General features: G+C 71.0%; 17 protein-coding genes. 13 read left to right on the top strand and 4 right to left on the bottom strand.

From position 1 onward, the window contains the following. Nucleotide 1: 1 nt before the first annotated feature. Nucleotides 2-1,474, top strand: coding sequence for a PepSY domain-containing protein (locus tag FV226_RS04335; protein ID WP_147761951.1), 1,473 nt, complete (start codon nt 2-4; stop codon nt 1,472-1,474). 92 nt (nt 1,475-1,566) lie between these two features. Next, nucleotides 1,567-2,496 carry a 3-keto-5-aminohexanoate cleavage protein gene (locus FV226_RS04330; RefSeq protein WP_147761950.1) on the top strand — a complete coding sequence of 310 codons (930 nt, stop codon included), beginning with the start codon at nt 1,567-1,569 and terminating at the stop codon, nt 2,494-2,496. Between the two features lie 20 nt (nt 2,497-2,516). Here FV226_RS04330 and FV226_RS04325 read toward each other — a convergent pair whose 3' ends face one another. Further along, entirely contained in the window at nt 2,517-3,902 is a 1,386-nt protein-coding gene (locus FV226_RS04325; protein WP_147761949.1) for an FAD-binding oxidoreductase, read from the bottom strand. Nucleotides 3,903-4,126: 224 nt separating this feature from the next. Between FV226_RS04325 and FV226_RS04320 the strand changes: the two genes are divergently transcribed. After that, complete coding sequence (locus FV226_RS04320) at nt 4,127-4,384, top strand: hypothetical protein (protein ID WP_147761948.1); 258 nt, start codon at nt 4,127-4,129, stop codon at nt 4,382-4,384. Between the two features lie 66 nt (nt 4,385-4,450). Here FV226_RS04320 and FV226_RS04315 read toward each other — a convergent pair whose 3' ends face one another. Together FV226_RS04315 and FV226_RS04310 are read right to left on the bottom strand one after the other, a co-directional pair. Beyond that, nucleotides 4,451-5,026 carry a DNA-binding protein gene (locus tag FV226_RS04315; RefSeq protein WP_147761947.1) on the bottom strand — a complete coding sequence of 192 codons (576 nt, stop codon included), beginning with the start codon at nt 5,024-5,026 and terminating at the stop codon, nt 4,451-4,453. Nucleotides 5,027-5,177: 151 nt separating this feature from the next. Then, complete coding sequence (locus FV226_RS04310) at nt 5,178-7,991, bottom strand: ABC transporter ATP-binding protein (RefSeq protein WP_210246496.1); 2,814 nt, start codon at nt 7,989-7,991, stop codon at nt 5,178-5,180. A gap of 263 nt (nt 7,992-8,254) precedes the next feature. Between FV226_RS04310 and FV226_RS04305 the strand changes: the two genes are divergently transcribed. The 10 genes from FV226_RS04305 to FV226_RS04260 all read left to right on the top strand — a co-directional run bounded on the left by FV226_RS04305 (nt 8,255) and on the right by FV226_RS04260 (nt 21,400). Further along, a complete protein-coding gene (locus tag FV226_RS04305) occupies nt 8,255-9,457 on the top strand; it encodes a glycosyltransferase (RefSeq protein WP_147761946.1) in 1,203 nt (400 codons plus the stop codon). Continuing rightward, nucleotides 9,454-10,764, top strand: a complete 1,311-nt coding sequence (locus FV226_RS04300) for a glycosyltransferase family 4 protein (RefSeq protein ID WP_147761945.1) — start codon at nt 9,454-9,456, stop codon at nt 10,762-10,764. The genes FV226_RS04305 and FV226_RS04300 overlap by 4 nt, the downstream gene beginning before the upstream one ends. Next, entirely contained in the window at nt 10,752-12,701 is a 1,950-nt protein-coding gene (locus FV226_RS04295; protein ID WP_147761944.1) for a glycosyltransferase, read from the top strand. The genes FV226_RS04300 and FV226_RS04295 overlap by 13 nt, the downstream gene beginning before the upstream one ends. Continuing rightward, a complete protein-coding gene (locus tag FV226_RS04290) occupies nt 12,698-14,539 on the top strand; it encodes an ABC transporter ATP-binding protein (protein ID WP_147761943.1) in 1,842 nt (613 codons plus the stop codon). The genes FV226_RS04295 and FV226_RS04290 overlap by 4 nt, the downstream gene beginning before the upstream one ends. After that, complete coding sequence (locus tag FV226_RS04285; protein ID WP_147761942.1) at nt 14,536-15,444, top strand: hypothetical protein; 909 nt, start codon at nt 14,536-14,538, stop codon at nt 15,442-15,444. Before FV226_RS04290 ends, FV226_RS04285 begins: the two co-directional genes overlap by 4 nt. Before the next feature lie 26 nt (nt 15,445-15,470). After that, nucleotides 15,471-17,363: an ABC transporter substrate-binding protein gene (locus FV226_RS04280; RefSeq protein WP_147761977.1), complete on the top strand. Its 1,893-nt coding sequence runs from the start codon at nt 15,471-15,473 to the stop codon at nt 17,361-17,363. Further along, nucleotides 17,360-18,373 carry an ABC transporter permease gene (locus tag FV226_RS04275; protein ID WP_147751658.1) on the top strand — a complete coding sequence of 338 codons (1,014 nt, stop codon included), beginning with the start codon at nt 17,360-17,362 and terminating at the stop codon, nt 18,371-18,373. The genes FV226_RS04280 and FV226_RS04275 overlap by 4 nt, the downstream gene beginning before the upstream one ends. Beyond that, entirely contained in the window at nt 18,373-19,518 is a 1,146-nt protein-coding gene (locus FV226_RS04270) for an ABC transporter permease (RefSeq protein WP_187278702.1), read from the top strand. Before FV226_RS04275 ends, FV226_RS04270 begins: the two co-directional genes overlap by 1 nt. A 76-nt stretch (nt 19,519-19,594) precedes the next feature. Then, nucleotides 19,595-20,737, top strand: coding sequence for a dimethylmenaquinone methyltransferase (locus FV226_RS04265; protein ID WP_147761941.1), 1,143 nt, complete (start codon nt 19,595-19,597; stop codon nt 20,735-20,737). Between the two features lie 219 nt (nt 20,738-20,956). Then, nucleotides 20,957-21,400, top strand: coding sequence for a MarR family transcriptional regulator (locus FV226_RS04260; protein ID WP_238273086.1), 444 nt, complete (start codon nt 20,957-20,959; stop codon nt 21,398-21,400). Between the two features lie 123 nt (nt 21,401-21,523). Here the strand turns inward: FV226_RS04260 and FV226_RS04255 are convergent, their stop codons facing one another. Further along, nucleotides 21,524-21,886: a cytochrome c family protein gene (locus FV226_RS04255; RefSeq protein ID WP_147751661.1), complete on the bottom strand. Its 363-nt coding sequence runs from the start codon at nt 21,884-21,886 to the stop codon at nt 21,524-21,526. Nucleotides 21,887-22,054 lie beyond the last annotated feature (168 nt).

The following is a 22,054-nucleotide window of genomic DNA, read 5'->3' as shown; positions in this document are numbered from 1 at the left end:
GATGGCGTCCTCCGCACGCGCGTTGGCGAAGGCCGGCAAGCGCTGGCTGCATCTCGGCCACCGCTGGCTCGGCATCGCCACCGGCCTGTTCTTCGCGATGTGGTTCGCGAGCGGCGCGGTGATGATGTACGTCGCCTACCCCACGCTCACCGAGCCCGAGCGCCGCGCCGGCCTGCCCGCGATCGCCTGGGACGCGGTCCGGGTGGAGCCCGACGCGGCGCTCGCCGGCGAAGCGCGCTTTCCCCGGGGCTTAAGCCTGTCGATGCGGGGCGCCGAGCCGGTCTACCGCGTCGTCGGATGGGACGGCGCACGCCGCGCCGTCTCGGCGGTCGACGGGCGCCCGATCGGCCCGGCGACGCCCGACGAGGCGCTCGCCGTCGCGGGGCACGATCCGCGCAGCCGGCACCCGGCGTTCCGCGAGACCGTCGTCTACGACCTGTGGACGGTGCACCAGCGCTACGACGCCGCGCGCCCGCTCCACCGCATCGCGCTCGGCGACCCGGAGGGCACCGAGCTCTACGTCTCGGAGCCGACCGGCGCCGTCGTCCTCGACACCACGCGGCACGAGCGGTTCTGGAACTGGTTCGGCGCGGTCCCGCACTGGCTCTACGTCACGCCGCTGCGGGCGAAGGCCGATCTGTGGCGCATGGTGATCCTGTGGGTGTCCGGGATCGCGGTGGTCTCGGGCGTCACCGGGTTCGCGCTCGGGCTGGTGCGGCTGCGGCTCGCCCGCCGCTATCCCTCCGGCGCGGCGACGCCCTATCGCGGCCTGGCGCGGTGGCACCATGTCGGCGGGCTGGTCGGCGGCTTGGCGCTGCTGAGCTTCGTCGTCAGCGGCTGGCTCTCGATGAACCCGAACCGCTGGTTCTCCCCGTCTGCGCCGACGCAGGCGATGCTGGAGCGCTACGCCGACGCGCCCGGCGCCCGCACCGGGCTCGACCTCGCATCGATCCGCGGCCAAGCCTGCGCGGCGGCGGCGGAGGTGCGCTTCACCTGGCTCGGCGGCGCGCCGCTCGCGCCGATCGCCTGCCGCGACGGCCGGGAGGTGCCCTGCTGCGGCACGCCGACGGTCGCGCCCGGGCGGGTCGCGGCGGCTGCCCGACGTCTGGTCCCGGAGGCCGGATCGATGGACGCGATCCGGCTCGACCGCGAGGACTTCTACTGGACCTCGCACCACCGCCGACGTCGCCTGCCGGTGCTCCGCGTGGTCTTCGACGACCCGGCGGCGACGTGGTTCCACATCGACCCCGCCACCGGCGAGATCCTGAGCCGGCTCGACCGGTCGGGCCGGGCCGAGCGCTGGGGTTTCGAGCTGCTGCACACCTTGGACTTCGGCCTGCTGGTGCGCCACCGCCCGGCCTGGGACGGGTTCATGCTCCTGCTGCTCGCGGCCGGCTCGGTGGTCGCGGCCTCCGGCGTGGCGATGGGCTGGCGCCGCCTGAGACGGCCGGCGGCCGGTTCGCGCCCGGCCTGAGCCTGCGGCCAGGGCTTTGCCCGCGGCACCCGGCAGCCCTAAATCCGGACCGAACGACCCGGAGCGAGCGGACAGGCAGGGACGGAGCGACCATGGCGAGCGCGCGAAAAGTCATCATCACCTGTGCCGTCACCGGCGCGATCCACACGCCGAGCATGTCGCCGTACCTGCCGGTGACGCCGGAGGAGATCGCCGACGCGGCGATCGGCGCGGCGGAGGCCGGCGCGGCCATCGTCCACCTGCACGCCCGCAACCCGGTGACCGGCGAGCCGGACCAGACGCCCGAGGCCTTCGCCAAGTTCCTGCCCGTCATCAAGCAGCGCTCGAACTGCGTGGTGAACATCACCACCGGCGGCGCGCCGACGATGACCATCGAGGAGCGGGTGCGCCCGGCCGCGACCTTCAAGCCGGAGGTCGCCTCGCTCAACCTCGGCTCGATGAACTTCGGGCTGTTCGGAATGCTCGACCGCTTCACGGACCTGAAGCACGCGTGGGAGCGGACGTACCTCGGAAACAAGGACATCATCTTCCGCAACTCGTTCGGTCAGATCGAGCACATCCTCACCACCTGCGCCGGCAACGACACCCGGTTCGAGTTCGAGTGCTACGACACCGCCCACCTCTACAATCTGAAGTACTTCTTCGACCGCGGGCTGGTGAAGGCGCCGCTGTTCATCCAGACGGTGTTCGGGCTGCAGGGCGGCATCGGCTCGCACCCGGACGACGTGATGCACATGAAGCGCACCGCCGACCGGCTGTTCGGCGACCAGTACCGCTGGTCGGTGCTCGGTGCCGGGCGCAACCAGATGAACATCGCCGCGATGGCGGCGGCGATGGGCGGCAACGTCCGCGTCGGGCTGGAGGACAGCCTGTGGGGCGGCCCGGGGCGGCTGGCGCAATCGAACGCCGAGCAGGTCGCCCAGGTCCGCCGCATTATCGAAGGGCTGGGCCTGGAGGTCGCCACGCCGGACGACGCCCGCGCGATGCTGTCCCTGAAGGGCGGCGACCGCGTCGGCTTCTGATCCGGAAGAACGGAGGCGGATCAGTCCACGGGATCCGAAAAGATCTTGCCCGGATTGAGGATGCCCTTGGGATCGAGCGCGCGCTTCACCGCCCGCATCGTCGCGATCTCGGCCGCGGAGCGCGACAGCCCGAGCTTGCCGCGCTTCTCCAGGCCGATGCCGTGCTCGGCCGAAACCGACCCTTGGAGCGCGGCGAGCGGCTCGTAGATCGCCGCCTCCACCTGGGCTTCGAGGGCGGGGTCGGGCAGCCGCGCGGTGTTCCAATGGATGTTGTTGTCGCCGACATGGCCGTAGGCGACGCTGCCCGCATCCGGGTGGATCGCGGCGATCCGGGCGCTCGCCTCGGCGACGTAGCCGGCCATGGCCGAGAGCGGCACGCTGACGTCGAACGGGCGGGCCAGCCCGGCCTCTCCCAGCAGCTCGACCCGGTCGCGGATGCGCCAGAGCGCGCGGCGCTGCTCCTCGGAGGCCGAGATCACGGCGTCGCGCACGATCTCCTCCGTCATCAGGGTTTCGAGCAGGCTCAGGAAGCGCGGCTCCTCCTCGGGCACGCACTCGACCTCGATCAGCGCGTAGTACGGGTGCTCCCGGTGCAGCGGCGGGGCGAAGCGGCCCGGCGCGGTCATCGCGCGGTAGAAGTCCGGCCACATCCCCTCGAAGGACGAGACCCGGCCCTGGAACGCCCGTTGCGCGCGGGAAAGGATGGCGGCGGCGGCGTCGACGTCGGCGCAGGCGACGAGGGCGGTGGCGTAGCCGACCGGCGCCGGGCGCAGGCGCAGCACCGCGCGGGTGACCACGCCGAGCGTCCCTTCCGTGCCGACGAAGAGCTGCTTGAGATCTAGCCCGGTGTTGTTCTTGATCAGCGGCCGCATCGACGAGACCACGGTGCCGTCGGCGAGCACCGCTTCGAGGCCGAGCACCATCTCGCGCATCATGCCGTAGCGCAGCACCCGCAGGCCGCCGGCATTGGTGCTGATCGTGCCGCCGACCGTCGCCGAGCCGCGGGCGCCGAGGTCGAGGGGGAAGAACAGGTCCGCGGCTTCCGCCGCCGCCTGCACCGCCTCGAGGGTGTTGCCGGTGCGGACCACCATCGTCATCGCCAGGGGATCGAGCGCTTCGATCCCGGTCATGCGCTCCAGCGACAGGGCGATGTCGCCGGGTGCGCAGAGGATACCATCGACGAGGCCCGTGGCGCCCCCGCGCGGGACGACGACGCGCCCCGCCGCGTGGCAGGCCGCCAGCACCGCCGAGACCTCATCGGTGCTGCGGGGCCGCACGAGCGCCGCCGCGGCGCAGGGCTCCGCGGCGCGGGTCCAGCTCGCGGGCCGGCTCGCCAACTCGTCGCCGACGACGAGGCCTCCGGGGCCGAGGAGGTCGGCGAGCCGATCGAGAAACGGGTCCGTCATGGGTGTGCGGCGGGTTCGGCGGCGGGGAAAGGTTCGTGATGTCTACACGATCGCGTCAGAGGCCGAAGCCGGCCGGCGCGTGACATCGCGCACCTGCGCTCGGGGGAGCGGCCCCGTCGGCGCCCTGGTCCGTCGCCTACCGCATTGCAGCATCCCACCGGCCGGGCTTCCGCGGGGAAACCCAGGTCATACGGTCCGGCGCTTCGAAAACCGCGGAGCGCGCCATGGGAACCTACACGCTCGCCATCGCCGACGGCGTCCTGTTCGCCTGCCTGCCGGACGAGGCCGACATCGGCTCGGCCATCGCGGAGGCCGCCGCGACCAATTACGGCGCCGGCCTCGCCCTCAGCATCGTGCGCGGCACCGAGCTGACCGATGCGGCGCGCCCGGAGGACGACGTGGTCTGGCGCGAGACCTCGGACAGCGAACTGCTCGACGCGGATGGCCGCCGCTATCGCTACGCCGTGCGCCGGGCGGCCTGACGGAGAAGCGCCCATGATCCTTGGATCACGGGCCGCGAGGCGGCCTCCCCCGCGGTGCAGACCGTCCTAGCGGCAGGAGCGCGGCAGGCGCCGCTTCCAACGTTCGCCCGGTGCGAGCGCGGGCTTGGCCGTGCGGGGCGTCACGACCTTGCGCGACGCCGTGGGCGCCGGGGCGACCGGCGTCGGGCGAGCCTGGACCGGCGGCATCGCGGCGACGGCCGGCTCGGAGGCGGCGTCGGCGATGTCGGCGAACGACCAGATCGCCGCTGGCCGCGCCACCTCGGGCCGCGCAGCCTCGGCGTGTGATTGCTCAGGGCGCTCTTGCGGCGGCTTCACCCGCCGGACCCGCGGCAGTCGAGGCTCGCGCGCGGAGGCCGGCTCGACCGTCTCGGGCTCGGGCTCCGGCTCGGCCACGATCAGGCTCGGCAGGATGCGCCGCGGCTTCTCCGCCGGCGTCGCGGGCGCCGGGGCGGCGGCCTCGTCGGGCCAGAACGCGTCGAAGGGCGACGGGGTCTCGGGCGCCGGATCCAGCGCGGCCCAGTTCACGGGCGACGGGGTGGGGTCTTCCGGCCAGGACGGGGTATGGCGGTTCTTCGACTTGACCTCGACGGTAAAGGACCGTCGCACACGGCTGCGCAACATGCGGCGTATGATTCTCTTCGATTTGGGGCAGGAACGCGCGAGCGCGTACCGTATTCCATGACGGTTCTTCCGCATCTTGTCGAGGCGAAGGTGAGAAATCGGTTTCCGATACCGCGATCTTGAGCGGACAAGACGGGTTTCGTCGCCCGCATCAGGCCGTGCGTGCCGCCGGCTCCATGACTTCGGGTGTCGCGTTTTCCGGTGCCGAGGTCTTCGGTGCCGAGGCCTCCGGTGCCGGGGTCTCCGGTTCCAAGTTTTCCGGAGTCGCGTTTTCCGGTGCCGGGGTCTCCGGCTTCCGCTCTGCGTCGACGGTCACGGCGCCGGTCTTGTCGAAACGCAGCCGCACCGGGAACGGCGCCGCCTCGGCGTCGGTCGCGGCGACAGCCAGGAGGCTGATCCGCGGGCCGCCGCTGGTCACGGCCGCCATCAGGGCGTCGGCGCCGCCGTCCAGATGCGGAATCGTGCCGTCAACGACGAGGATCTCCGGGCGCCGCAGGATCGCGCGGGCGAGATCCACGATGGCCTGCTGGCGCGGCGTGAGCAGGCGGCCGCGGTTGCCCACGTTGAACTCCAGCCCGCGCAGGCGGATGCCGCGTTCGAGGTCGAACTCCTTCACGACGAGGCGGACCTGGCGCTGGATCTCGGCCTCGCCGTGCATGCGCGCGGTGTTGATCCGGCCGAAGAGCAGCGCGTCGAGCACCGAGCTGTGCCGGTTGATCCGCTCGGGATCGTAGGGCTCCACGTCCTCTTCGCCGTCCTCTTCGCCGTCCTCGCGCCGCAGGGCCTCGCGGATCGCGTAGCGCGCCGCCACGAGGCGGGCCTGATAGGGCCCGTCGAGGAGGCCGAGGCGCTGGCGCGGCTCGACGTAGGCCAGCGCCAGGGCGAGGAACGCCTCGTTGTCGGCGGCCGGGGGCGTCTCGTCGGCGTCCAACGCCGAGAGCCGCTGCTCGAAGACCGGCAGCTCGTCCGGCGCGATCAGCGAGAACCGTCGGAACAGCGGATGGCCCGGAGGCACGTCGCGGAAGATCTCGACGAGGTTGCGGGCGATCGCCACGCCCATCCGGGCGAGGTCGTCGAGCAGGAACAGCTTGTCCAGCGCGGCGCGGAAGCGCGGCTCGGCGGCGAGGTCGCGCCCGGTCAGCTCCGGCACGGTGGGGACGCCGAACAGGAGGTTCTCGGCGATCGTCGCCTGCTCGTTGTAGCGCCGCGGATCGAAGGGGATCAGGAGGTCGCCCATGCCCGCGGCGGCGAAGTGCTGCTGCAGCTTCCGGCGCGCGGCGACGACCCGGCGCCCCGGGTCGGAATCGTGGCGCACGAGGCTGTAGGCGCCAAGGCCGAAGCGGTAGAGGTCGTCGCCCATGCCGAGGCGGTTCAGCAGGTCGAGCATGCGGGCGTCGAGGGCGGCGGCGTCCGCGACGCCGAGGGCGGCGTAGTCGATCCACGGATCGCCCGCGTCCTCGATCGGGTTTCCCGTGCGCCGGGCCTCGGCGCGGCGGCGCCGCGCGCGCTCGGGGGTGGCCGCGTCGTCGCGGATCACCGGGCGCCGGCGCAGGCCGTAGGCGAGGTTGTCGCGGATCGTGCCGGGGAACAGCACCGGCTCCGGCCCGGCATAGGCGATCGCGCGGGCGCGCCGGGCCTGCGGCAGGGTGGTGACGTCCACGCCGCCGACCCGCACCGTCCCGCCCTGCGGCACCTGCAGCCCGGCGACCAGGCGCGCGACGACGTGGCCGAGGCCGCCGGCCGGCGCCAGGATCGCCGCCTGCACCGGCATCGCGAGGCTGACGCCGCCGAGTTCGAGCGCGGGGCCGCCGAGGGGGTCCTTGAGGCTGACGCCGTCCAGCTCGAGCGGGCCGCCGAGCGGCCGAACCAGGCCCTCGCCCTCGGGCTCGGACGGCCGGAGGCGGTGCGGCGCGAAGTGGGCGGCGACGGTCTCGTACTTCACCTCGACGTCGAGGCGCTGCTGGTCCCAGTCGATCAGCTCCTTCAGCGGCGGCGGCAGGTCTCGGTAGGCGGCCAGCACCGCCACGAGCTGGCCGATGTCGAGCTGGCCGCGCAGCGCGAACAAGCCGCCGATCGCGTAGAACAGGAATGGCGTGATCTGTGCGAGAAGGTTGTTCAGGTACTTGACGAGAAACTTGCGTCGATAGATGCGCAATCGCAAATCGTAGAGGCTGAACAATCGCCCGCCGATCTCGGCGCGCTCCCAGCGGCCGGTGTCGTTGACGGTGACCGCCTCGAGCCCGTCCAGCACCTCGCCGACCCGGCCTGCGAAGCTGCGCGACGCGATCTGCCGCCGCCGGCTCAGACGGATGATCTCGCGGCGCAGGCGCGGGATCACGATGATCTGCACCATCACGATCGACCCGGCGACGAGGCCGAGCCACAAATTCTGCATCAGGATGAAAATCAGCGCCGTCGCCGCCTGAGTCCCAAGGAAGCACGGCACCACGAGCGCGTCGCCGATGAAGGCGCCGATCGGCTCGACTTCGTCGCGGATGATGGTCGCGGTCTCCGACGACTTCACCTCGCGGGTGGTCTCCGGCGTGAAGCGGAGCATCAGCGAGAACAGCTCGAAGCGCAGGCGCCGCAGCATGCGCTCGCCGAGGACGCCCTTGCTCAGGTTGATCCAGAATTTGAACGCGCCGTTGATCAGCACGAGCGTCAGGAACAGCCCGGACAGCCCGAACAGCAACCCGGTGCGGTCGACCTGGAAGCCGGAGAACAGCACGTCCTCGTCGCCGCCGAGCCAGCCGGGCCAGTGGATGATCAGGTCGAGGAAGTCGACCGTGTCGTGCCCGTTCTTGAACGCCTTGCCGGAGATGGCGTCGTTGACGATGCGCTTGGGCAGGTCGAGCGAGGCGAAGTAGAACGGCAGCGACGCGAGCACGACGGCGCAGATCGCGAGCTGGTCGCGCCGCGAATGCCGCCAGATATAGCCGAAGAGCGTCGGCTCCAGATCGCGCATCACCCCTCCCCGGCCTCCGCCACGCTCCCCATACAGCCTCGTAGGCCCGCGCGTCACACGCATGTCACCCTGCGACGGAAAGGCGAAGTGCGGGCGTGCGACAACTCACAGGTGCCGCCGACCGTCACGGCCGTCCTCCCGCGGGCATTGTCACGGCGGCCCGGCTTGTGCGACCGCAGGCCGGCTGCGACGCTGCGAGTGCGGCGGCGCGGCCGAGAGGCGGATCGCGATGCGGCAAGGGGGCGTTCGAGGATGAGACCGTGATGCGCGCGAGCCGCGTCCTGATCTATAGCCACGACACCTTCGGGCTCGGGCACCTGCGCCGCTCGCGCACGATCGCGAACGCGCTCGCCGGCACCGGCGAGGTCGAGGCGGTGATCGTCTCCGGCTCCGCGGTGGTGGATCGGTTCGCCTTCGCCCGCGGCGTCTCCGCGGTGCGGGTGCCGGGCGTGACCAAGCGGCCCGACGGCAGCTATGCCGGCCTCGACCCGCAGGTGCCGCTGCCGGAGACGGTGGCCCGGCGCGCCGACATCGTCCTGCGCACCGCGCGGGACTTCCGGCCAGACCTGCTGATCGTCGACAAGGAGCCGACGGGCTTCCACGGCGAGATGCTGGCGACGCTGGAGCATCTGCGCGCCCGCGACTGCCGCGTGGTGCTGGGCCTGCGCGACGTCCTCGACGCGCCCGAGCTGCTCGCGCCGGAATGGGAGCGCAAGGGGTCCTCCGAGGCGGTCCGCAGCTTCTACGACGAGATCTGGGTCTACGGGCTGTCGCGCATCCACCGGCCGCTGGCCGCGCTCCCCGTCGGCGCCGACTTCGCCGACCGCACGACCTATACCGGCTACCTCCGCCGCGCTGCGCCCCCGCCCCGCCCCGACCGGGCCGAGCCCGGCGTCGCGGCCGAGCCGTTCATCCTGGTGACCGCCGGCGGCGGCGGCGACGGCGACGGGCTGATCGACTGGGTGATCTCGGCCTACGAGGCCGACCCCGGCATCCCGCTGCCGGCGCTGGTCGCCTTCGGCCCTTTCCTGGCGCCCGAGAGCCGTGCGGCGTTCCTCGGGCGGATCGCGCGGATCGGACGGAACGTCTCGGCGATCACCTTCGACAGCGAGATAGAGTTGTTGATGGAGAAAGCCAGCGGCGTAGTAGCCATGGGCGGCTACAACACGTTCTGCGAGATCCTATCCTTCGACAAGCGCGCGGTGCTGGTGCCGCGCACGACCCCACGTCGGGAGCAGGAAATTCGCGCGACGGCCGCCGAGAGCCTCGGTCTCGCCCGCACCGTGCTGGAGGCGGACGGGCGCGATCCTGCGCGCATGGCGGCTGCGCTCCGCGCCCTCCCCGACCAGGCGCGCCCCTCGCGCGCGAACATCCCGGACCTGCTCGGCGGCCTCGACCGGATCGCCGAGCGCGTCCGCGCGCTGAACGCCGCCGCCCCGGCTCTCGCGCTCGGGGACCGGGCGTGAGCGAAGCCGGCATCGCGATCGTGCTGAAGGGCTATCCACGGCTGTCGGAGACCTTCATCGCCCAGGAGATCCTGGCGCTCGAAGGGCGCGGCCTCACGCTGGCGATCTGGTCGCTGCGCCGCCCGACCAACGCGAGCCGCCATCCGATGCACGGCGCGATCGCGGCGCCGGTCTTCTATTTGCCCGAATACCTGCACGAGGCGCCGCTGCGGGTGCTGCGGGCGCTGGCCTCGGGCCTTCGGCGCCGGCGCTTCGGCGCCCTGGTCCGACAATTCACGGGTGATCTGCTGCGCGATCCGACCGCCTCGCGCGTGCGCCGCCTCGGGCAGGCCCTGGTGCTGGCCCGGGAGCTGCCCGACGCGGTCGATCACCTGCACGCGCACTTCCTGCACACGCCGGCCAGCGTCGCCTGCTACGCCGCGCTGCTGACCGGGCGAAGCTGGAGCTTCTCGGCCCACGCCAAGGACATCTGGACGACGCCTGACCGGGAACTCGCCGACAAGCTCGCCGACGCGGCCTGGGGGGTGACCTGCACCCGCGACGGGCTCGGGCGCCTGCGGGCGGTGTCCGGACGCGTTGACCCGGAACCCGGCCACGTCGCGCTCGCCTATCACGGCCTCGACCTCGCGCGGTTTCCCGAGCCGGCTGCCCGCCCGCCGCGGGACGGCACGGATGCTGGCGACCCGATCCGCCTGCTTTGTGTCGGCCGCCTCGTCCCCAAAAAAGGGCACGACGACCTGATCGAGGCGCTGGCGAGCCTGCCGCCGACCTTGAACTGGCGCCTCGACCTCGTCGGCGGCGGCGAGTTGCGGGACGCTCTGAAGGCTCGCGTCACCGAACGTGGGCTCGCATCTCGCATCACCTTCCACGGTGCGCTGGCCCAGCCGGCGGTCGTTGCGGCGATGCGGGCGGCCGACCTGTTCGTGCTGCCGACCAAGCCTGCGCCCTCCGGCGACCGCGACGGCCTGCCGAACGTGCTGATGGAGGCCGCATCGCAGGGGCTGCCAATCCTCGCCACGGCCTTCGCCGGGACGCCGGAGTTCATCACCGACGGGGTCGAAGGATGCCTGGTCCCGCCCGGCGATCCGGCGGCGCTGGCGGCGGCGATTCTCGCATTGGCCGGCGATCCGGCCCAGCGGCGGCGCCTCGCGGACGCCGCCCATACGCGCCTGCTGCAGGATTTCTCCCTCGACGCGGGCATCGATCTGATCGCCGGGCGGCTCGCCGCCTCGGCCGGGATCGAACTGCCGCGGCGCGCGGCGCCTGAGAGTTCGCCGGCGACGGGGGCCTGCGCATGCGGGTGCTGATCGCCGTCACGCACCTCCTCGGCGCCGGGCACCTGACGCGAGCCGCCGCAATCGGGCGCGCCTTCGCCGCCGCCGGCCATGCGGTGACGCTGGCGTCGGGCGGCGACCCGGCGCCGATAGTGCGGCTCGACGGCCTTCGCCACGTCCAACTGCCGCCGCTGCACGTCAACGGCACCGCCTTTACAAAACTCCTCGGCCCGGACGGGCAGGAAGCGGGTGTCGACCTGCTTGCGGCGCGCCGGGCACGGCTCCGGCAAGCGCTGGACGAGGCTGCGCCCGACGTGGTCGTCACCGAGCTATTCCCCTTCGGTCGCCGGGCGCTCGCCGCCGAATACCTCGACCTCGTCGAGGCCGCCGCGGCGCGGCGCCCGCGCCCGCTTATCCTCGCCTCGATCCGCGACGTGCTCGTGGCGCCGGCCAAGCCCGAGAAGGTCCGAACGGCCCATGCTCAGATCGCCGCCCTGTACGACGCGGTGCTGGTGCACGGCGATCCCGCTCTTCTCCCCCTAGACGCCTCCTGGCCGGTAGACGCTGGGCTGAGGCCGAAACTGCGCTACACCGGCTACGTCGACGAGGCTGCGGAGCCGGTCGAGGCAGGCAGGACCCGCTCGGGCATCCTGGTCTCGGCCGGATCGAGCGCAGCCGGGCTCGACCTCTGCCGCGCAGCGGCCGACGCTGCACGGCAACGCCCGGACCTCGGCTGGCGCATCCTCGCCGGCAACGGCATCGCGCAGGCCGCGTTCGACGCCGTGGGGGCGGAGCTCGCAGACGGGGTGCTGACGCGGGCGGTACCAAATTACCGGCCGCTGCTGGCGCGGGCGGCTGTGTCAGTGAGCGCCTGTGGCTACAACACCGCTGTGGACCTCCTCGCCACCCGGACGCCCTCCGTGCTGGTGCCGTTCGCGGCCGGTGCCGAGACCGAGCAGAGCCTGCGTGCCGCGCACCTCGCTACCCGCGCCATTGCCCGAGTCGTGCCCGAGAGTGCGCTCTCCGCGGCCGCCCTCATCGACGCAGTGGAAGCGGTCGGCGGGGCGCCATCCCCCACCGCGCAAGGCATCGATCTCGGCGGAGCGAAGCGTACCGTTGCCATCGTGGAAGCGCTCTTCGTTGCGCGCGGTCGGGTCACAAGGGCGAAGAAAAGTCCCTTCGACTACCTACGCGCCATCCTCGACGACGGAGGTGAGAACGGCCGCGCGGTTTCGATCTGGTGGCGCGACGACGACGCCGTCGCCGCGACCCCGGCACTCGACCGGCTGCTTGCACTCGCTGAATCGGTAGCGGCACCGCTCCTCGTCGCGGCGATCCCGGCGGGCGTCGCGCCGTCCCTCGGCGCGCGGCTGGCCGATACGGAGCGCGTCAGCCTCGCGGTGCACGGCCTCGCGCATGCGAACCATGCGGCGCCCGGCGGCAAGCCGTCCGAATTCGGCGCCGACCGCTCGCTGCCGGTCGTCATCGCCGACGCCGCGGAGGGGCTGCGCCTCGCCCGTGACCGGCTTCCAGCGGATCGGCTGCTGCCGGTTTTCGTGCCACCGTGGAATCGCCTCGCGCCCGACCTCGCCGCCGCTCTGCCAGCGCTCGGTTATCGCGGCCTGTCGTCCGTACCAGCGTCGGCGGTACCCGGCCTCGTGCGCGCCGACGTAATGCTCGATCCGATCGACTGGCGCGGCACGCGCTCGCTCGTCGATCCAGAGCGGCTGGTCGATACCTTGTGTAGGGCGATCACGGAGGAAGCTAGCGGCCCGATCGGTCTGCTCACCCATCATCTGGCCCACGACGCAGCGATCTGGGACTTCCTCGATGCGCTGATGGCACTTCTGGCCCGGCACGAGGCGGTAGCGATCCGCGACCCGCGGCAACTGTTCCAGCCGTCGGCGGTGGACGAGGTGGCGTCGGCGTGCTGGACTCAGGCCGCCGACGCGCCCGCGAGGATCGCTTGAGCCCGCTCCTGTCCATCCAGAACCTGCAGGTCGACTTCGGCGGCCAAGGTGCGCCGTTCCGCGCTCTGCACGGCCTTTCTCTCGACGTGACGCGCGGGCGGACGCTGGCGCTGGTCGGGGAATCCGGCTCGGGCAAGTCGGTGACCGCGCAGGCGATCCTGCGCATCCTGCCGCGGGCGGCCACGATCAGCGGCGGCCGCATCCTGTTCGACACCGGCCGCGGCGCGACCGACATCGCCGCGCTTCCCCCAGACGGACCGGAGATACGCGCGATCCGCGGAGCCGGCATCGCGATGATCTTCCAGGAGCCGATGACCTGCCTGTCGCCGCTCCATACCATCGGCGACCAGGTCGGTGAGGCGCTGCGCATCCACGCGAACGCCAGCCGCGCCGAAGCCGACGCGCGGGCGAAGGATGCCTTCGCCCGCGTCGGCTTCCCCGACCCGGAGCGCGCGCTCCACACCTACCCGTTCGAGCTCTCGGGGGGCCTGCGCCAGCGCGCGATGATCGCGATGGCGCTGATCCTCAAGCCCGCCCTGTTGGTGGCCGACGAGCCGACGACGGCGCTCGACGTGACGACCCAGGCCCAGATCCTCGCGCTGCTGACCCGGCTACAGGACGAGACCGGCATGGCGATCCTGCTGATCACCCACGACCTCGGGGTCGTCGCCAACGTGGCCCACGACGTGGCGGTGCTGTATCGCGGCCGCCTCGTCGAGGCCGGCCCGCGCGACACGGTGATGCGAAAGCCCGGCCACGCCTACCTCAAAGCGCTGCTCCACGCCGTACCGCGCTTCGACATGGCGCCGGGCGAGCGCCTGACCCCGATCCGCCCGGCGAAGGCGGTCATCCCGCCGGCGCGCAAGCCCGTCGCGATCGACGGCCCGATCCTGCGCGTCGCCGGCGTCTCCAAGACCTTCACTCTACGCTCCGGGCGGTTCGGCGGCCCGCCGCGGGTGGTGCGGGCGGTCTCCGACGTGTCGCTCGACCTCGCCCCCGGCACGACGCTCGGCCTCGTCGGCGAATCCGGCTCGGGCAAGACCACCGTGTCGAAGATGGTGATGCGTGCGCTCACCCCCGATTCCGGCCGGGTGCTGTTTAACGACGGCAGCGGCCCGCGTGACATCCACGCCCTGGCCGGCGCCGACCTGTTCGCCTACCGCCGCGCCGTGCAGTTCGTGTTCCAGGACCCCTACGCCTCCCTCGATCCGCGCATGACCGTGCGCCAGATCCTGACCGAGCCGATGGAGATCCACAGAATCGGCACCCGCGAGCGCCGGGCGCGGGCCGAGGCGCTGATGGCCATGGTCGGCCTTGAGGCCGGCGCGCTCGGGCGCTATCCGCACGCTTTCTCGGGCGGCCAGCGCCAGCGCATCGGCATCGCCCGCGCACTCGCCCTCGATCCGAAGGTGCTGGTACTCGACGAGCCGGTCTCGGCGCTGGACGTCTCGGTGCAGGCGCAGATCCTGAACCTGCTGAAAGACTTGCAGGCCGCGCTCGGCCTGTCCTACCTCATCGTCTCCCACAACCTCGCAGTGATCGACTACATGGCGGATACCATTGCGGTGATGTGCCGTGGGCGGATCGTGGGGCAGGCCCCGAAGGCCGCCCTGTTCCGCAACCCGATTCACCCCTACACCCGTGCCCTGCTCGCCGCGGTGCCCGACCCGAGCCTCGACCACCCGCTCGATTTCTCTGCGATCACCGGCGACCATTCCGACCCGGTCCGCTGGCCGGAACCGTACCGGCTGGCGCCGGACGAGGCCGGGCACATGGTCGAGATCGAGCCGGGCTACTTCGTCCGGCAAGGCGCGGCCGACGCGCGGCGCGCCGCATGAGCGCGCCCCACCCGTCGCGCACCCTGGAACGCCTTCGCCGCCGGGTGCTCGCGCCATTCTTCGACCGGCTCGGCTACGACCTCGTGCCCGCCGCCCCCGACTGGTCGCACCGGCCGACCTCGCCGCGCGAGGTCGAGCTACTCCTCCGCTTCGCAGCCGAAAGTCTGGAGCGCGACCTCGCCTCGTCGGGGATCGCGACCGCGCTCGACGTGCACGCGGCGACGCGACAGTTCTGGGCGTTGATCCCGACGGCGCCGGTACGCCAGCGGCGCGGCGGCAGCGGCTTCAACGGCGCGCTCCAGCTCTATGTCGCGATGCGGGCGCTAGCGCCGGCCACGGTGATCGAATCCGGCGTATTCCGCGGGCTGACGACCTGGGTGATCCGGCAGGCCTGCCCGGATGCGACGGTCCATTGCCACGATCCGGACCTGTCGAACCTGCACTATCGCGACCCGCGGGCGCATTACAGCACCGCCGACTGGTCGACGGCAGACTGGTCGCGGCTCGATCCGGCGAAGACGGTCGCGTTCTTCGACGACCACGTCTCGCAGGCGCGCCGCGTGGTCGAGGCTCGGTGCTTAGGGCTCAATCGCCTGCTGTTCGACGACGACGCCGCCGGCCATCGCATCCACGCCCACGGCGGCCCGGCGCACCCGACCATCGCGATGATCGAGACCCTTCGCGATGCGTCTCGGCACGCTGCAGCCGAACCGATCCGCTGGCAGCGCAACGGCCGCAGCTTCGAACAGGCGATCGACGACCCGCTCGCCCGCGAAGCCGCCGCCGGCATCGCCCACGCCCACGCTTTCGACGACCTGCACCGCGCGACCGGCTACTCGCCGGCGCGGCTCACCTACGTGTCGGTGCATCCCCCGGTGCCAACCGCGAGCGGGAGGGCGGCGTGAACGATCGGGACAGGCACGACGTGCACATGTCGGATGGCGGCCTATCCCGCCGCGCGTTTCTGGTCGGCGTCGCGGTCGCCCCGGTGGCCTTCCTCGTCCCACGTTTCGCCCGCGCGGATACCCCAGCGCCAAGGCCACCCGAAACCCCGCTGGTCGTCGATCCCCTCACCGCCGGGCGGAAGCTCGGCACGCGCGGCGGGACGATCCGCACGCTGATCGCGAAGGCGCGGGACGTTCGCTACCTCTCGGTCTACGGCTACACCCGCCTCGTCGGGTACGATGCCGACCTCGTACTGCAGCCCGACGTGCTCGCCGCTGTCGCGGTCGAGGGCGGACGGTTCACCTTCACCCTGCGCAAGGGCCACCGCTGGTCCGACGGCGAACCCTTCACCACCGAGGACTTCCGCTACTACTGGGAGGACGTCGCGAACGATCGTGACCTGAGTCCGGGCGGGCCGCCCGACTTCCTGCTGGTCGACGGCCGTCCGCCCGTGGTCGAGATCGTCGATCCGATGTCCGTGCGCTACGTCTGGGAGCGGCCGAACCCACGTTTCCTGCCGGCGCTGGCCGCACCACGCGACCCTCTGATCTACCGTCCGGCGCATTACCTCAAGATGGTCCACCCGCGATACGTCGGCCGCGACAAGGCCGAGGCGGCGGCCAAGTCTCAGAAGCTTCGCGGCTGGGCGGCGCTGCACAACCGGATGGACGACAACTACGAGCTCAACAATCCCGATGCGCCGACGCTGCAGGGCTGGCGCCCGCGGACTCGCGCGCCGGCGACGCGCTTCGTGTTCGAGCGCAACCCGCATTACCATCGCGTCGACACCGCGGGCACGCAGCTGCCCTACCTCGACCGCATCGTCATGGACGTGGCTTCGACCGGGCTGCTCGTCGCCAAGACCAATGCGGGCGAGGCCGACTTGATGTTTCGCGGCTTGACGATGCCCGACATCCCGAGCCTCAAGGAGGGCGAGCGGGCGCACGGCTACCGCACCAACCTGTGGCCGATAGCGCGCGGCTCGGAGATCGCGCTCTATCCGAACCTGACGACCCTTGATCCCGGCTGGCGCGCGCTCAACCGCGACGTCCGCTGGCGGCACGCCCTGTCGCTCGCCATCGACCGGCGAACGCTCAACAACACGCTGCTGTTCGGCCTCGGCACCGAGGGCAACGACACGGCGATCCCGGCGAGCAAGCTGTATTCCCCGGAGCTTCGCACCCTGAATGCCGGCTACGACCCTGCGGCGGCGGAAAAGCTCCTCAATGCGGCCGGCCTCGACAAGCGCGACGCCTCCGGCATCCGCCTCCTGCCGGACGGGCGGCTGCTCGAGCTTGTGGTCGAGAGCGACGGCGAGGCCTCGATGGTCCTCGACGGGCTGCTGCTGATCGGCGAATTCTGGCGCGAGGTCGGGATCAAGCTGGTGGTCAAGCCGCAGGAGCGGACGAACCTGCGCCGGCGGTCGATCGCCGGGATGACGGTGATGGTGGCGGCGCAGGGCCTCGACCTCGCTGTGCCGACGGCGATCATGCCGCCGACCGAGCTGAGCCCGGCGCAGAGCGACCACTATTCCTGGCCGCGCTGGAGCCTCCACGCCGAGACGCATGGGGCGAGCGGCGAGCCGTGCGACGTCGAGGCCGTCCACCGCCTGATCGACCTCGACCGGCAGTGGCGCGACACCGACGACGTCGGCAAGCAGGCCGAGATCTGGCGCGAGATGCTGATGAACCACGCCGAGAACACCTGGGTGATCGGCACGGTCGGCGGCGCGCTGCAGCCGGTGGTCGCGGCAGAGCACCTCGCCAACCTGCCAGTCAAAGCGCTGTACTCGTTCGAGCCGACGGCGATGATCGGCGTCCAGCGCCTCGACGAGGTGTTCTGGGATCGCCCGGACGAACGCCAGGCGTTGATGCGATGATCGCCGTCCTTCGCCGCGTCCTCACCATGGCGGTGACGCTGCTGGTGATCTCCGCCCTGGTCTTCGCGATCATCAAGCTGCCGCCGGGCGACTTCCTGACAAATCGGATCATGGAGCTGCGCTCCATGGGTGAGGCGGCCTCGGTCGCCAAGGCCGAGTTGCTGATCCGGCAATACGGCCTCGATCGCCCGGTCACCGAACAATACCTGATCTGGGTCGGCCTGATGCCGGGGCCGGCGGGCTTTTCAGGGCTTCTCCAGGGCGATTGGGGCTGGTCGTTCGAGTACGATCGCCCCGTCTCCGAGGTGGTCGGCGACGCACTTTGGCTGACGCTGGTGGTCAACCTCGCGGCTCTGGTCTTCGTCCACCTGGTGGCGATTCCGATCGCGATCTACTCCGCAACCCATCGCCATACGGCGGGCGACGCGATCGTCACCGTGCTCGGCTATGTGGGATTGGCGGTGCCTGGGTTCCTGCTGGCACTGATCCTGCTGTTCTACGCCAACATCTGGTTCGGCCTGTCGATCGGCGGCCTCTACGACGCCTCGTTCACGGGCAAGCACTGGGACTGGCCCAAGATCAAGTCGCTAGTAGCCCACCTCGCCGTGCCGACGCTGGTGATCGGGCTCGGCGGCACGGCGGCGATGATCCGGCGGATGCGGGCGAACCTGCTCGACGAGCTGGCCAAGCCCTACACGGTGACGGCGCGGGCCAAGGGGATGCCGCCGTTGCGGGCGCTGCTGAAATACCCGTTCCGGATGTCGCTGAACCCATTCGTGGCCGACGTCGGCAACCTGCTGCCGCACCTCGTCTCCGGCTCGGTGCTGGTCTCGCTCGTGCTAAGCCTGCCGACGGTCGGCCCGCTGCTGCTCGACGCGCTGAAGAGCCAGGACCAGTTCATGGCCGGCTTCATCCTGATGTTCGTGGCGCTGCTGACGCTTGTCGGCATGCTGATCTCGGACCTCGTCCTCGTCTGGCTCGATCCGCGCATCCGCATGGGGGCGCGCTGATGGTGCCCATGGCGCCTCACTTCGTCGATCCGGCGCCGTTCGACCCAGAGGCCGGTGGCGGCCGCGATTCCGGCACGGCCTACGCCTCGGCTTGGCGGCTGATCTTCCGCAAGTTCCTGGGCCACCGCATCGCCGTCGCCTCGGCGATCGTGTTGCTTGCGTTCTACGCAGCCGTACCATTCGTCGAGTTCCTGGCCCCCTACGAGCAGGCCAAGCGCAACGGCGACTACCTGTTCGCGCCGCCGCAGGGCCTGCACCTGTTCCACGAGGGCCGGTTCGTCGGGCCCTTCGTCTATGCCTACCGCGCCGAGCTCGACATGGAGACATTCCGGCGCGGCTACGTCACCGACACCGCCGCGCCGCAGCCGCTGCGATTCCTTTGCCACGGCGACGCATACGCCGTCCCAGCGCTCGGCCGGGGCGACTGGCATCTGGTCTGCCCGTCCGAGGGCGGGACGCTCTACCTGTTGGGTACCGACCGCCTCGGCCGCGACCTGCTCTCGCGCATGATCTACGGCGCGCGGATTTCGCTGGTGATCGGCCTCGTCGGCGTCGCGATCTCGTTCGCCCTCGGGCTGCTGTTCGGCGGCGTCGCCGGGTATTTCGGCGGCCTCGTCGACGCGGCGGTGCAGCGGCTGATCGAGGTGGTGCGGTCGCTGCCCGAGCTGCCGCTCTGGCTCGCGCTGTCGGCGGCACTGCCGCCGAACTGGAGCCCGCTCTGGGTGTTCTTCGGCATCACCATCATCCTCGGGCTGCTCGACTGGCCGGGCCTTGCGCGCGCGGTGCGCGGAAAATTGCTGGCTTTGCGCGAGGAGGACTTCGTGCAGGCCGCCGAGCTGATGGGTGCCTCACCCGCCCGCGTCATCGGCCGCCACCTGATCCCGAACTTCATGAGCCACCTCATCGCCTCGGCGACGCTGTCGATCCCGACGATGATCCTGGGCGAGACCGCGCTCTCGTTCCTCGGCCTGGGCCTGCGGCCGCCGGTGACGAGCTGGGGCGTACTCCTCAACGACGCCCAGAACCTCGCGGCAGTCCAGCTCTACCCCTGGCTGCTGCTGCCGGTGATGCCCGTGCTGGTTACGGTGCTGGCGTTCAACTTCCTGGGCGACGGGCTTCGCGACGCCGCCGACCCGTATCATTGAGACGTGCGAGGGCGGGGCTCGCCCCGCGGCGCGCCCTGCCGCATAAGGCGGCGAGATCGCCCGCGAGGACAGTTCCGTGACCGTCACCCAGATCACCCATCACGACCTCGACGGCTACGGCGCCGTGGCGATCGTCGGCAACCATGTCGACGTGGCGCGGGTCGTCCACGTTCCGCGCTATTCCGACGTCGGCCCGGTGGTCGAAGAGGAGTTGAAGCGGCTCTCGAAGACGGACGCCTCCGAGACGCTGATCATGACCGATCTCGGGCTCGAACCGGTGGCGGTGAAGTTCCTGAAGAGCTTCGCCACGATGAACCGCAAGCGGGCCGAGGATGCTCGCCACCGCCTGATCGTCCTCGACCACCATGCTTCCTCGATCGACCAGCTTCGCCAGCACGGCGTCGAGCCGGTGGACGAGACGGCCTCGCCGAAGCGCTTCGACTTCGAAGACCCGGGCGTGGTCGTGCTGATCGACGAGACCTGCTGCGCCACCAAGATGGCGCATGCCAACCGCGCCCTCTACGCCGCGCGCGAGGGCGAGGACCTGACCGCCCTGGTCGAAGCGGTGGACGCCCTCGACCTGTGGAAGAAAGAGCGCCCAACCTTCGCCGGCGGGCTGATGCTCGACGAGGTGTTCTGGGACAACGTCGCCAACCTCGTGCCGGTCGGACATCCCTGGCACGACCGCTTCGTCGTGGCCTTGCTGCGCGCGGTGTCCGGGCTGATCGACGAAGGCCTCCCCCCTGCCGAGATCGAGACCCGCGTCGCCGCCTTGCGCCGGCAGGTGCTCGACAAGCTCCTCGAAGGCGAAACGGAGGACGATCGCACCCTGACCACGCGGATGCGGATCGCCCGCGTCCTGGCGCGCTCGGACGTGCTATTCCGGCCGCTCTCGGATGGGACCCTGATCTCGTTCGGCCTCGATTCCGGCACGTTCCAGCGCGTCTCGGACCTGATCATGGACCGCGGCGGCGCCAAGCGCGTGTGCAACGTTCAGCGCACCGGCTCGCTGTCATTCCGCTCCAACGACGAAACCGCGCTCGACGGGGCGCGCAAGTTCCGCGGCGGCGGCCACAAGGATGCCGCCGGCGGCAAGCTTCCCGCCGGCTCCGCCTTCTCCCTTGCCGACGCGATCGCCCAAGTCGAGCCGATCCTCAACCCGCCGCCGCCTGACCGTTCGGCAAGCCCCTTCGCGGCGTTGAAGGATTGGAAAGGGTAGTTCGTCTCCAAAAGTCGCAGGTAGATCGGATCGATTGTGCAATCGCTTCGCGATGGCTAGGATATTGCCTGGCTGAGATATTGCTCGAAGTCTGCCCGTAGGACACACCGAATTTTTGCTGGGATCGTGCCAGCGTCGTCAACCGGAGTCGAGAAGCTCATGTCCGTTCGGCAAGGACCGCAGCGGCGGGCGCCGAGGAAGTCCGCGGTCGTCCCGGACGTGCCTGCGGATTCGCAGCGCCTCGACAACCAACTCTGCTTCGCCGTCTACGCCGCCGCGCATGCCTTCGGCCGCGCCTACCGTGCGCTGCTGGGCGAGCACGACCTCACCTATCCGCAATACCTCGTGCTGCTCGTGCTCTGGGAGGAAGAAGGCTTGTCGGTGAAGGAGATCGGCACGCGCCTCTTCCTCGATTCCGGCACCCTCACGCCGCTGCTCAAGCGCCTCGAGGCGTCGGGCCGCGTCCGCCGCGCCCGGGACCGGGCGGACGAGCGCCAGGTGAGCATCTTCCTGACCGACGCCGGGCGGGCCTTGCGCGAGCCGCTGGCTTGCATCCCCGACCAGGCCGGCGGCATGACCGGCCTCGACGTCGAGGGGCGTCGCGCCCTGCTCGACCACCTCGTCACCCTCCGCACCGGCCTTCACGACGGCACCGACGCCTGACCAAAGTCGTCTGATACCGGGCAAACGAAAAGGGCCGCCACCGCTTGAGCGGGGCGGCCCTCAGCCTGTCCGGCCGGGTGGTCGATTGCCTCAGGCTTATCGCCGGGCGATCAGGTCCTCAGATCAGGTCTTGGACTTCAGGTAGGCGATGATGTCGTCGACCTTCTTTTCGTCCTTGATGCCCGGGAAGACCATCTTGGTGCCGGGGACCTTCTTCTTCGGGTCGGCGAGCCACTCCTTAAGGTTGGCCTCGTCCCAGGTGATGCCCGAGTTCTTCAGCGCCGCAGAGAACGCGTAGCCGTCGCGGCCCTCGCCGGCTTTCTCGCCGACGATGCCCTTGAGGTTCGGGCCGACGCCGTTCTTCTCGAAGTTGTGGCAGGACTTGCAGGGGGCGAACGCCTTCTCGCCTGCGGCCGCGTCGCCTTCCGCCTGGGCGGCGACCGGCAGGAGCAGGGCAAAGGCGGCGCCGAGGATGACATGACGCATCGGGGTATTTCCTCCGTTGTGACGGTTATGGCCGTCAGGCTTATGGCAGAGCTTTGTCGATTGGAACAGGTCGAAGGTGCAAACGCGGCTCGTGCCGTTCGGGCGCTGCGACCAAACGTTGCAGCATCCTCCACCTCGTTCCAGCCGGCCGATCGACGGCGGTGCGGG

The organism is Methylobacterium sp. WL12 (genome assembly GCF_008039475.1).
GTDB classification, from domain to species: domain Bacteria; phylum Pseudomonadota; class Alphaproteobacteria; order Rhizobiales; family Beijerinckiaceae; genus Methylobacterium; species Methylobacterium cerastii.
The sequence above is the reverse complement of the archived record's forward strand: the minus strand, read 5'-3'. Positions and strand labels throughout refer to the sequence as shown.